The following is an 11,629-nucleotide window of genomic DNA, read 5'->3' as shown; positions in this document are numbered from 1 at the left end:
AAATTAGCCATACTGAAAGATACCCATCTGATATTTACTCCCCTTCGCCGCGGCGCTACAATGCCCACCCTTAATGTGGGGACACTCCCCAACTCGCCGCACCCGGTGCGGCGAATCTGACCTGTCATCAGAACGAGAACACCATGTTTAAACCAGAACTCCTTTCCCCGGCGGGAACGCTGAAGAATATGCGTTACGCTTTCGCCTATGGCGCTGATGCCGTTTATGCCGGCCAGCCGCGCTACTCGCTGCGCGTGCGTAACAACGAATTCAATCACGAAAATCTGCAGCTCGGCATCAATGAAGCCCACGCGTTGGGTAAAAAATTCTATGTGGTGGTCAACATCGCCCCGCATAACGCCAAGCTGAAAACGTTTATTCGCGATCTGAAGCCGGTGGTGGAGATGGGTCCGGACGCGCTGATCATGTCCGATCCGGGTTTAATCATGCTGGTGCGGGAAAACTTTCCGGATATGCCGATCCATCTTTCAGTGCAGGCCAACGCCGTCAACTGGGCGACGGTCAAATTCTGGCAGCAGATGGGCCTCACCCGCGTGATCCTGTCGCGTGAACTGTCGCTGGATGAAATCGAAGAGATCCGCCGCCAGGTGCCGGAGATGGAAATTGAGATTTTCGTTCACGGCGCGCTGTGCATGGCCTACTCCGGCCGCTGCCTGCTCTCCGGGTATATCAACAAGCGCGACCCGAATCAGGGAACCTGCACCAACGCCTGCCGCTGGGAATACAACGTGGCGGAAGGTAAAGAGGACGACGTCGGCAACATCGTTCACAAATATGAGCCGATTCCGGTGCAGACCGTGGAGCCAACCCTCGGCATTGGCGCGCCGACCGATAAAGTCTTTATGATCGAGGAAGCCAAACGTCCGGGCGAGTACATGACTGCCTTCGAAGATCAGCACGGCACCTACATCATGAACTCGAAAGATCTGCGGGCTATCGCCCACGTTGAGCGTCTGACCCAGATGGGCGTTCACTCGCTGAAGATCGAAGGCCGCACCAAATCCTTCTACTACTGCGCGCGCACCGCCCAGGTTTACCGCAAGGCGATCGATGATGCCGCCGCCGGCAAACCATTCGATACCAGTCTGCTGGAAATCCTTGAGGGGCTGGCCCACCGCGGGTACACCGAAGGCTTCCTGCGCCGCCATACCCATGACGATTACCAGAACTACGAATATGGCTACTCCCTCTCCGAACGCCAGCAGTTTGTCGGCGAATTCACCGGGGAGCGTAACGGCCCGCTGGCGGCAGTGGCGGTCAAAAATAAGTTCAGCGTTGGCGACAGCCTTGAACTGATGACTCCGCAGGGTAACGTCAACTTCACCCTCGAGCATATGGTAAATGGCAAAGGCGAAGCCATGCCGGTGGCCCCGGGCGACGGCTATACCGTATGGTTGCCTGTGCCGGACGACCTGCCCCTGCAGTATGCGCTGCTGATGCGCAACTTTACTGGTCAGACAACCAGAAACCCGCACGGTAACTAGTTAATTTGCGTTATTTTTTCACGATGTAAGGATATTAGAATCGGATCACATACCGTTTCGATCGAAACAGGTATCATCCATTTCGCTGAAAAACATAACCCATAAATGCTAGTTGTACCAGGAACCACCTCCTTAGCCTGCGTAATCTCCCTTACGCGGGCTTATTTTTTTGCCTCTCTTCCGGCCTTCGCTTGCGTCATGCGGTACACTTTATGCAACATTGAGCAATAAAGGTTCCCTTGATGATGTCTACGTTTCCTGCCAGCTTACTGATCCTTAACGGCAAAGGTGCCAATGAACCGCAGCTACGCGAAGCGGTTAACCTGTTACGCGATGAAGGGATTAATATTCACGTCCGCGTGACCTGGGAAAAGGGCGATGCCGCGCGGTTTATCGATGAAGCCCTGCAGCTGAACGTTGAAACGGTGATCGCCGGCGGCGGCGACGGCACGATTAATGAAGTGGCGACCGCGCTGGTGGAGCGCGGCAGCAACATGGCGCTGGGGATTTTACCGCTGGGCACGGCCAACGACTTCGCCACCAGCGTCGGTATTCCACAGGATCTGGCCAGCGCCCTCAAGCTGGCGATCGTCGGTCGCGATGTGCCGATAGATATCGCCCGGGTTAATGATAAGACCGGCTTTATTAATATGGCGACCGGCGGGTTCGGCACCCGGATCACCACCGAAACGCCGGAAAAGCTCAAAGCCGCGCTTGGCGGTGTCTCTTATTTAATCCACGGCCTGATGCGCATGGATACCCTGAAGCCGGACCGCTGCGAGATCCGCGGGGAGAACTTTCACTGGCAGGGCGATGCGCTGGTCATCGGCATCGGCAACGGCCGCCAGGCGGGCGGCGGCCAGCAGCTATGTCCGGAGGCGTTGATTAACGATGGTCTGCTGCATCTGCGCATTTTCACCGGCGAAGAGCTGATCCCTGCCCTCTTCAGCACCCTGGCGAATCCGGAAAACTCGCCGAATATTGTCGACGGCGCCTCCTCGTGGTTTGAGATCACCGCCCCCCATGAGATGACGTTTAACCTCGACGGCGAGCCGCTCAGTGGCAAAACCTTCCGTATGGAGCTGTTACCGGCGGCCCTGCGCTGCCGGCTGCCGCCCGACTGCCCGCTGCTACGCTGATCAGGCTTCGCAAAGCAAAGACGGTGCCCGGCTGGTATACAGCAGCCGGGTTCGTTGATTGAGCCTCTGAATGTTAAGGTAAAACGGCACCTGCGGCTGCAGGAAAAACCTAGGCAGGATATCGATCCAAACAACGCGCTTACATTAATAGACGATACCCACAACCACAAAAAACCTATAACATCAAATAGTTACCTATTAAAATGGGCGCATCTGCCGTGAGACAATGCGCCATAAAGCTTAGTATTCCGCCACCTCACGCGCCATTTCGCGCGTATATTGCCGACTGGCGTTAACCAGCATCTGCGTATAGGCCGTCTGCGCCTGGCCGCTGACCAGCGCATCGACCGTCAGGGTTTCGAGGATCTTCCCGTACTGCATCACCGCCACTTTCTGGCATAAGTGGGCAATAACCCCAAGATCGTGGGTGACCATCAGGTAAGTGAGCTTAGCCTCCCGCTGCAATTCTGCCAGCAGGTTAAGGATCTCAGCCTGCACCGACACATCCAGCGCCGACGTCGGCTCATCCAGCAGCAGCACCTGAGGCTCAAGAATCAGCGCTCTGGCTATCGCCACGCGCTGCCGCTGCCCGCCGGAGAGCTGATGCGGATAGCGCTCGCGAAAGGCGCGGTTGAGGCCAACTTTATCCAGCAGCACATTGATCCGCCGGTCGCGGTCGTTGATACGATGGATCTGCAGCGGCTCTTCGAGGATATCGCCAATGGTGTGACGGGGATGCAGCGATCCGTAGGGGTCCTGAAATACCATCTGCACCTGACGGCAGCGCTCGCGGCTAATTTCATGCCCTAAGGGCTGAGCATCGATGGTCAGTTCCCCCTGCCAGTGGGTAAACAGCCCCGCCAGGCACTTGAGCACCGTCGTTTTACCGGAACCGGACTCTCCTACCAGACCGTAGATCTCGCCGGGCTTAACGTGGAAACTGACGTCATACAGCACCTGGTTACGCTTCTCCCCCTCGCCAAACGCGAGGTTGAGATGTTGAACTTCAATCATTATCCGCTCCTTAATCCGTTAACCAGCTGGCCTGACGCTGCAGCACCGGCAGTATCGGGCGACGATGCTGCATATCCGGCAGCGAGTTAATCAATCCCTGAGTGTAGGGGTGACGGGCGTGATCGAGATCTTTAGCGGCGATGGACTCCACTACCCGTCCGGCGTACATCACCAGCACCCGGTCGCAGAAGCTGCGCACCAAGTTGATATCGTGGCTGATAAAAATCAGCCCCAGCCCGCGCGACTGAACCAGGTCATCCAGCAGGCCCAGCACCTGCAGGCGCACCGACACGTCCAGCGCGGAGGTGGGCTCATCGGCAATGATCAGCTCCGGGTCGGTAATCAGCATCATGGCGATCATGATGCGCTGCCCCTGTCCGCCGGATATTTCATGCGGATAAAGCTGATAAACGCGCTCCGGCTGGCGAATACGCACCACCTCCAGCATCTCCAGCGCCCTGGCTTTCGCCTCATCTTTGCGCCCGGGATGATGAGTAAGCCAGGCCTCGGCGATTTGCTTACCCACGCAGACCACCGGATTAAGCGAATATTTCGGGTCCTGCATAATCATAGAGATACGTTTGCCGCGTACGCCGCGCATCTGCGCTTCGCTAAGATGCTGCAGATCGAGGTCGGCAAACTGCATCCGGCTGGCGCTGACGCGGGCCTTTTTCGGATGCAGCTGCAGCAGCGCGCGCCCAACGGTGGACTTACCCGAACCGGACTCGCCGACAATAGCCAGCTTCTCATGCCCCAGCTGGAAGGAGACGCCGCGCACGGCGTGGGTCACCGCGCTACCGTTAACAAAGTCGACGCACAAATCGCGCACGTCGAGCAGCGGTGCATTATTCACTACGGGGATCGAGGATGTCACGTAGGCCATCTCCTAAGAAGTTGAACGCTAAGCTATTGATCAAAATCGCCAGCCCCGGAATGGTTACGACCCACCAGCACTCCATCATATAAGTGCGCCCGCTGGAGATCATCGCTCCCCACTCCGGCTCTGGCGGCTGCGCGCCGAGGCCGAGAAAGCCTAGGCCGGCCGCGGTCAGAATGATCCCGGCCATATTCATGGTGATACGGATAATGACCGAGGGCAGACACAGCGGCACGATATGGCGCCAGAGGACGCGGGCCGATGAAGCGCCCTGCAGACGCACGGCGGAGATAAAATCAGCCTGGCGCAGAGAGAGCGTTTCGGCGCGCGCCAGACGGGCAATCGGCGGCCAGGCGGTCAGCGTGATGGCGATAACCACGTGCTCCAGCCCCGGTCCTAAAGCGGCGACAAACGCCAGCGCCAGGACCAGACTCGGGAAGGAGATGAAAATATCGGTGACGCGCATCAGCACCATATCGACTTTACCGCCGAAATAGCCGGCACTGACGCCCAGCAGCAGTCCGAGCGGACCGACGGTCACTGAGACCAGCAGCACGATATAGAGCGTGATGCGGGAGCCGTACACCAGGCGACTAAAGATATCTCGGCCAAACTCATCGGTGCCGAACCAGTGCTGCGCATTCGGCGCGACCAGCGCACTATTCAGGTCCTGTACCAGCGGGTTATAAGGCGCAATCAGCGGCGCGAAAATCGCCACCACCAGCAGCATAAAGATAATTCCTCCGCCGATGGCCGTGAGCGGATTGCGCGCCATTTTGCCGATAAACCCGACGGCCCGCGCCGCCGCGCGTTGCAGCCGCTGACGGCCTTCGCCCGCACCACCCGAAAGCGGCGAATCCAGAGAAACGGTCATGATTTTGTCCTCGGGTCAAAGAATTGATACAGCATGTCGGAGAGCAGGTTGAGCATCACGAAGATCACCCCCACCAGCAGCACGCAGCCCATCACCGCATTCATATCGCCCAGCAGCAAGCTTCCGGTAAGGTAGGAGCCAAACCCCGGCCATGAGAAGACGGTTTCAATCAGCACCGCGCCTTCCAGCAGCGCGCCGTAGGCCAGCGCCACCACCGTCAGCAGTTGCACGAGGATGTTACGAAACGCATGGTTCCAGATAACCTGGCGCTCGGTCAGCCCTTTCACCCGGGCGGTAATAATGAACTCCTGCGACAGCTGGGCCAGCATAAAGCTGCGGGTCATACGGCTGATATAAGCCAGCGAGTGAAAACCCAGCAGCGAGGCGGGAAGAATCAGATGATTAATGGCGTTCCAGAACACCTGGCCGTTGCCGGCCAGCAGCGCATCAATGGTCATCAGCCCGGTGCAGCGCGGCACCACACCATCCAGCCCGAGCTCTACCCTCCCGGCGCCGCCTACCCAGCCAAGCCAGGCATAGAACACCAGCAGCCCCATCATCCCGACCCAAAAGATCGGCATCGAGTAGCCCGCCAGGCTGATAATGCGTACCACATAATCGGAGACGCTATTGCGCCGCGCCGCCGCCAACACGCCCAGCGGAATACCAAGACCCGCGCCGACAATAATCGCCATCGTTGCCAGCTCCATGGTGGCCGGGAAGACGCGGATAATATCGTCCACCACCGGTTTCCCGGTCAGCAGCGCGTTGCCCAGATCGCCGTGCAACAGGTTGACGAAATAGATGCCAAACTGGGTGGTCAGCGATTTATCAAACCCCAGCTGCTGGTAAACCTGCTGATAGGTACTCTGGTCAGCATCCGGGCCGACAATCGCCAGCACCGGGTCGATGGGCATGACGCGGCCAATGGTAAAGGTCAGCAGCAGCAGGCCGAACAGTGTAATCACCACCTGCAGTAGCCGTTTTGATAAGCGCCGGCCGCGTGAGCCGGGCGCAAGGATTGCGGTACTCATCCTTTCTCTCCTTCGCGGACTTTATAGACGTCACGCAGAAAAGTGGTGGCGGAGGGGTGCGGCTGATACTCCCGTACCTCGTTGCGCACGACGACCGAATCAACCATCTGCGAAAGCGGAATTAAAGCCGGAACCAGCTGGTCGTAGCGTGTCTGGATGGCCTGGTAGTCAGCCACCTGTTTTTGCGGATCGCGTTCCAGCAGGGCCTGGTCAATCATCGTATTCAGTTGCGGGTCGTAAAAACCGGTACGCCAGCCCTGGAAGTTGGTCAGGCGCGCCTTATCGCTGTTATCCGGGTTATAGACCAGCGCGCGCAGGCTGGAGTGCGGATGCGGCTCCATCCCGCTGCCGCCGCGACCTACCAGCAGGTCAAATTTACGCTCGCGCATTGCGCCGTAGATCTGGTTACCAGTGCCGGTGATGATTTTGGCGTTAATCCCCGCCTGCATCAGCGTCGACTGCACGGCGATAGCGATGTTAAGAAATGGCTGATCGGAGAGTACCCGCAGCGTGGTATCAAAGCCGTTGGGATATCCCGCTTCCGCCAGCAGCTTTTTCGCCCGCGCCACATCCAGCCTGTAGCCGGGATCGGGTAGCGTGGACGGCATTCCCGCTTTGATAGGCCGCTGGTGCAGCACGCCGTAGCCCGGCATCAGCGCTTTATTGATACCCCGGTAATCAATCAGATAGCGCACCGCCTCGCGCACTTTCGGATTGGCGAAGTGCGCCTCTTTCATGCTCATCGCCACGTAGTACATGGTGCCGCGCTGCACCGCATCGACGGTCAGCTGCGGATCGCTGCGCAGGGCGTTGATATCGGAAACCGCCATATTGTTGGCAATATCAAGGTCGCCTTTTTCGATCATCAGGCGCAGAGTTTGCGACTCCTGGAAATGACGCAGTACCACGCGGCTCATTTTTGCCTCGCCGCGCCAGTAGTCAGGGTTGCGCTTCATGCGCAGCACATCTTTCGCCTGCCAGGTTTCGAGGATAAACGGCCCGGAACCGGCTTCATGGGTGGTTAGCCAGCGGTTACCCCAGTCGTTATCCTGCTGGTGGCTTTGCACCGTTTTACTGTCCAGCACTCCGAGGTTGCCCAGCGCCGCCAGCGAGTAAATCACCAGCTGCGGATCGTTATCTTTGGGTAATACGATTTGCACCGTGAAGCGGTCCGGCGCGCTGACCTGGCTGTCGATATTTTTCTTACTGAAGCCATAGGATTTCCATACTGAGGCCTGGGCCAGGTTGAGGTGCAGGATGCGCCGCATTGACCACACGACGTCGGCGGCGGTCAGCGGGTTGCCGGAGTGAAACTTAACGTCATCGCGCAGATGAAAGGTCAGGGTTTTGCCGTCGGGGCTGATATCCCAGGATTTCGCCAGCGCGGGCCTGACGGTGGTGAGCTGCTCAGGGTCAAGCTCCACCAGCGAGTCGTAGAGGTTGACCACGATCCCCACCACTTCGTTACCGGTCATCGCCGCCGGGTCAAGGGTGAGCAGGTTATTCATATTCATGCCGATGATCAGCTGGTCGGGCGGCGTTTTCGCCACCGCCTCCCCGCTCCCCATCGACATGGCGAGCGCGAGAATACACGCTCCCAGTAAGGAGGTTTTTTTCATATCTCTGTTTGCCTGTACTGTAGGGTACATGTTGCCGGATGGCGGCATTTTCGGCTTATCCGGTCTACCGGGCCGCAGGCTCGATAAGCGCAGCGCCATCGGGTATTTATTTTTTTAAATCAGTCGTGGCTAACGGTATTGGCTTCGATATACGCAAAATTAATGTCTTCACCGAGACCCGGACGTTGTGACAAATGCACAAATCCCTGGTCATCCATCGGGTCGACAATGCTGTTGAGATAGGCCGCCGGTTCATCGTAGTCGAGGAACGGATGCAGCAGGCCGCGCTCGTACCAGCGGCAGTTGCGGATCGCGCCCACCACCGCCAGGCTTGCCGCTCCGTTGCCGTGGACTTCGCAATCCATGCCGAAAGATTCCGCCAGCGCCGCCACCTTCATGGTCGGTGTAATCCCCCCCACGCCGTTAGCGCCGGCGCGCAGAATGTCGCAGGCCCCGGCTTTCACCCATTCGGCGCGCATGTGGTGCTTGCCGCCGAAGCTCTCCGGCCCGACGATGGGAATCGACAGGTTTTCCGCCAGCCACGCATAGGAGGACATCGAATCCTCCTCCATCGGCTCTTCAAACCAGGCGAAATTGAGTTTTTCCAGCTCTTTGCCGATCCACAGCGCCTCGGCGCGGCTGTACCAGTGATAGCCATCAATCATCAGGTCAATATCCGGCCCTACGGCTTCGCGCACCGCCGCGCAGGCTTTAATGTCCATTTTGGGATTGGGCGCAAAAGAGATTGGCGGCATCCAGGTGTGCAGCTTGATGGCCTTGTAGCCGCAGGCGACCAGCTTCTCAGCAAAAGCGGCATACTCTTCCGGGGTCGACAGGCCGCCCGGCAGATCGTCGCCGCACATGGTGCTACCGTAAGCCGGGACAGTGTCGCGATAGCCACCGAGCAGCTTATAAACCGGCATCTTAAGGCTGCGGCCGATCAGGTCCCACAGCGCCTGTTCAACAAACGACAGCGCGCGCTCCGTTAGCTGATGTGCGCTGCCGCGCTGCCAGTGGTTAAGATCCTGCCAGATACGCTCACGGTTAAACGGGTCCTGTCCCACCAGCACTTTGCGAAAAAAAGTATTCACCACGAACGGGCGCACGACTTCCGGAGGCGCAAACGAAAAGCCCTGCGCCCCATCATCAGCGGTGATGGTCAGCATCGCCATTTTGGCCATGCTTTCAACCCCCGGATGGGAGTGCCCGGCGCTGTCGGAAACCCGACGAGTGGGATATTGGAAAACGGTGACATTCACAGATTCAATTTTCATGCTCGGTCCTTATCACGGCCAAATCCGATCGACATAATCAAATCGGCAAAGCGGTTTCACATTATTGAAAATACGTTTCAATATATAATCTAAGCACAACTTCGTAGTAGTGCCTCGGACAAACACCGCTAAGCAAGGCCATAAATTTGGGCATTGGCACAACAAGACGTGACTGTTTTCACAAAAGATGAGCGAAATGTGAGGCAGATCGACCAGGAGAAAAAAGGGCGTGAGCGCAGAGAAGAGATTAACCGACCAGCTACATCCCGGGAATGTCTGCGCCCACAAATGGCTGACTTAAACCGCCGCCGCTGGCTCCGCGCTAAGCGCTTCCAGCAGTTCAGGTAAGGTTTGATAGCGGCCAGCGGCGGCCTGAAAACGCGCGTGCTGGCTATCTTCTGCAATCACTATCGTGGCAATCCCCGCCGACTGGGCCGCGCAAAAGCCGGTAAAGCTATCCTCAATCACCAGACACTGGCTGGCGTTGAGATTGAGCTTCCGCAGCGTCGTGAGGTACACCGCCGGGTGCGGTTTGCCGCGTGGTTCATCATCCGCGCTGGAGATCGCGTCAAAAAAGTGCCAAAGCGAGAGCTTGTTCAGCACGGCGGCGATAACCTGGCGGGATGATGACGTGGCGAGCGCAATTTTATAGCCGGCAGCGCGAAAATAGCCTAACGCCTCCTGCACCCCACGCATCGGCTCGCCATCGGCGGCAATCAGGCCGGTGATGCGCTGCAATATGGCCTCTTCCAGCAGCGATGGGGCAAGGTTAAGCTGAAAATAGCGGCACCAGGTGTCGGCGATTTCGTCGAGACGCTTGCCCTTGGTCAGGGTTTCACACTCAGCCACGCTCGCCGTTGCTCCCCACTGCGCAAGGGCGTCAATCTGCGCCTGGCGCCACAGCGCCTCGGAATCAATAATCACGCCATCCATGTCAAAAATAACCGCCTGCAAACTCATTCGTTCACCTCATTAAGGCTGGCATGGAGTCCATGCCAGCCGCATCACCTTAAGAGAATTCAACCTGCTCGCGGGCAGTCGCTTCCTTGTGGGAAAATCCCGGCTGCTCCACGCGGATAAACGCACAGAGGAAAAAGGCCACCACGTACAATGCGGTATAGGCGATGACTACCCCAATGGTGCTGAAGAACGGCAGCAGCACCACGGCAATCGCCGGAGCGAGAAAGTTAGACATCCCCGCCGACAGGTTATACACCGAAATCGCCGCGCCTTTGTGCTTCGGCTCCAGCGCCGGGAACACGGCGGCCAGCGGCACAAAGGCGGCGACAAAGATCCCAAGGGCGATGGCCGGGATCAGCGCCATCGCAAAGCTGTGGCCAAAGTGCTGAGGGATGTAGTAAAACGCCAGGCTGGAGAGCGCCATCCCGATGCAGCCGAACCAGCGCACCACCTTCATCCAGCCCAGTTTTTCACCCAAAATGCCCCACAGCACGTTAGAGAAAATGGTGGTGAAGAAGAAGACCGCCCACACCTGAAGCCATTCTGAAGTGGTAAAGCCCAGCTCATCAACGAACATCATCGGCATAATCACCGCAAACCCGAACAGCGAGAGGGTATTGATGATCCTGACCATGCTCGACAGCAGAATATTGCGGTTGGTATACAGCAGCGTCGCGGCGCGTCCCAGCTCGGCAAACTTCTCACGGGTGGTGAGATTCTGCATATGCTGCGGCGTTTGAATATGGCGCAGGGAAGCCAGAGCAATCACGCCCCCGGTAAGGCAGAAGGCCAGCGCCAGCCACAGGGTGCCCATTTCGCCAATATGCGGAATGGTGAAACTCGGAATATAGCTGCCGAACACGCCGATGCCGATGGAATAGACCGCCCAGAACCAACCGATGGCCGAGCTTGCGTTGTCGCTTTTGACGTTATGGACAATCGCCACGATAAACGAGTAGAGGAACAGCGGATAGGCGAAGCCGCGGATGCCGTAGAAAAGCAGGATCAGTGCATAGTTGGCGTGACCGAGGCCGAAAACGAGGAACAGCACGTGGAACACGCACCACAGTACGAAGCCAATCATCATCGTTTTCAGCGGGGTGATAATTTCCGCCACCACGCCGGAAATCCACGCCGACAGCGCGGCGGCCAGGCCGTAGAGGGTAAAGGCAAAGGAGGCCTCCGCCGGAGAGAAGCCGAGCGCTTTGATATAGTGCGAGAGAAAAGCTAATTCGAAACCGTCGCCGGTCATAAATACGGCAATGGCGATGTATCCCCAGAGCAGGTTCAGGGGTAAACCGAGCCACTGTTTATTATTGATAGACATAATGAC

General features: G+C 57.8%; 10 protein-coding genes. 2 read left to right on the top strand and 8 right to left on the bottom strand.

Going from position 1 to position 11,629, the window contains the following annotated elements; all coding sequences use genetic code 11:
* Positions 1-143: 143 nt before the first annotated feature.
* Both yegQ and yegS read left to right on the top strand, forming a co-directional pair.
* Positions 144-1,505 carry a tRNA 5-hydroxyuridine modification protein YegQ gene (gene yegQ / locus ABLU50_RS12820; protein WP_087832103.1) on the top strand — a complete coding sequence of 454 codons (1,362 nt, stop codon included), beginning with the start codon at positions 144-146 and terminating at the stop codon, positions 1,503-1,505.
* Positions 1,506-1,747: 242 nt separating this feature from the next.
* Positions 1,748-2,644, top strand: coding sequence for a lipid kinase YegS (yegS, locus tag ABLU50_RS12815; RefSeq protein ID WP_348864763.1), 897 nt, complete (start codon positions 1,748-1,750; stop codon positions 2,642-2,644).
* Positions 2,645-2,884: 240 nt separating this feature from the next.
* Here yegS and ABLU50_RS12810 read toward each other — a convergent pair whose 3' ends face one another.
* From ABLU50_RS12810 to dalT, 8 genes are all read right to left on the bottom strand, one after another.
* On the bottom strand, positions 2,885-3,658 hold the full coding sequence (locus ABLU50_RS12810; RefSeq protein WP_004180550.1) for an ABC transporter ATP-binding protein: 774 nt from the start codon (positions 3,656-3,658) through the stop codon (positions 2,885-2,887).
* Between the two features lie 10 nt (positions 3,659-3,668).
* Entirely contained in the window at positions 3,669-4,532 is an 864-nt protein-coding gene (locus ABLU50_RS12805) for an ABC transporter ATP-binding protein (RefSeq protein ID WP_004175147.1), read from the bottom strand.
* Positions 4,504-5,409: an ABC transporter permease gene (locus tag ABLU50_RS12800; protein ID WP_004200464.1), complete on the bottom strand. Its 906-nt coding sequence runs from the start codon at positions 5,407-5,409 to the stop codon at positions 4,504-4,506. The genes ABLU50_RS12805 and ABLU50_RS12800 overlap by 29 nt, the downstream gene beginning before the upstream one ends.
* Positions 5,406-6,443, bottom strand: a complete 1,038-nt coding sequence (locus ABLU50_RS12795; RefSeq protein WP_106479208.1) for an ABC transporter permease — start codon at positions 6,441-6,443, stop codon at positions 5,406-5,408. Before ABLU50_RS12795 ends, ABLU50_RS12800 begins: the two co-directional genes overlap by 4 nt.
* Complete coding sequence (locus ABLU50_RS12790) at positions 6,440-8,062, bottom strand: ABC transporter substrate-binding protein (protein ID WP_087832101.1); 1,623 nt, start codon at positions 8,060-8,062, stop codon at positions 6,440-6,442. The genes ABLU50_RS12795 and ABLU50_RS12790 overlap by 4 nt, the downstream gene beginning before the upstream one ends.
* 119 nt (positions 8,063-8,181) lie before the next feature.
* Positions 8,182-9,336 (bottom strand): mandelate racemase family protein, encoded by a 1,155-nt coding sequence (locus tag ABLU50_RS12785; RefSeq protein WP_087832100.1) that lies wholly within the window; start codon positions 9,334-9,336, stop codon positions 8,182-8,184.
* Positions 9,337-9,633: 297 nt separating this feature from the next.
* On the bottom strand, positions 9,634-10,296 hold the full coding sequence (locus ABLU50_RS12780) for an HAD-IA family hydrolase (RefSeq protein ID WP_087832099.1): 663 nt from the start codon (positions 10,294-10,296) through the stop codon (positions 9,634-9,636).
* 49 nt (positions 10,297-10,345) lie between these two features.
* Positions 10,346-11,623, bottom strand: a complete 1,278-nt coding sequence (gene dalT, locus ABLU50_RS12775) for a D-arabinitol transporter (RefSeq protein ID WP_032418653.1) — start codon at positions 11,621-11,623, stop codon at positions 10,346-10,348.
* Positions 11,624-11,629: the final 6 nt, after the last annotated feature.

Source organism: Klebsiella sp. GG_Kp173 (assembly GCF_040062415.1).
Lineage (GTDB): Bacteria > Pseudomonadota > Gammaproteobacteria > Enterobacterales > Enterobacteriaceae > Klebsiella > Klebsiella quasipneumoniae.
This window is presented reverse-complemented; position numbering and strand designations above follow the sequence as displayed.

What these genes read in the sequence shown, in the direction of transcription:
- ABLU50_RS12780 (WP_087832099.1), bottom strand. Translation starts at nt 10,296, where the DNA reads ATGAGTTTGCAGGCGGTTATTTTTGACATGGATGGCGTGATTATTGAT.
- dalT (WP_032418653.1), bottom strand. Translation starts at nt 11,623, where the DNA reads ATGTCTATCAATAATAAACAGTGGCTCGGTTTACCCCTGAACCTGCTC.
- ABLU50_RS12800 (WP_004200464.1), bottom strand. Translation starts at nt 5,409, where the DNA reads ATGACCGTTTCTCTGGATTCGCCGCTTTCGGGTGGTGCGGGCGAAGGC.
- ABLU50_RS12810 (WP_004180550.1), bottom strand. Translation starts at nt 3,658, where the DNA reads ATGATTGAAGTTCAACATCTCAACCTCGCGTTTGGCGAGGGGGAGAAG.
- ABLU50_RS12785 (WP_087832100.1), bottom strand. Translation starts at nt 9,336, where the DNA reads ATGAAAATTGAATCTGTGAATGTCACCGTTTTCCAATATCCCACTCGT.
- ABLU50_RS12795 (WP_106479208.1), bottom strand. Translation starts at nt 6,443, where the DNA reads ATGAGTACCGCAATCCTTGCGCCCGGCTCACGCGGCCGGCGCTTATCA.
- yegQ (WP_087832103.1), top strand. Translation starts at nt 144, where the DNA reads ATGTTTAAACCAGAACTCCTTTCCCCGGCGGGAACGCTGAAGAATATG.
- ABLU50_RS12790 (WP_087832101.1), bottom strand. Translation starts at nt 8,062, where the DNA reads ATGAAAAAAACCTCCTTACTGGGAGCGTGTATTCTCGCGCTCGCCATG.
- yegS (WP_348864763.1), top strand. Translation starts at nt 1,748, where the DNA reads ATGATGTCTACGTTTCCTGCCAGCTTACTGATCCTTAACGGCAAAGGT.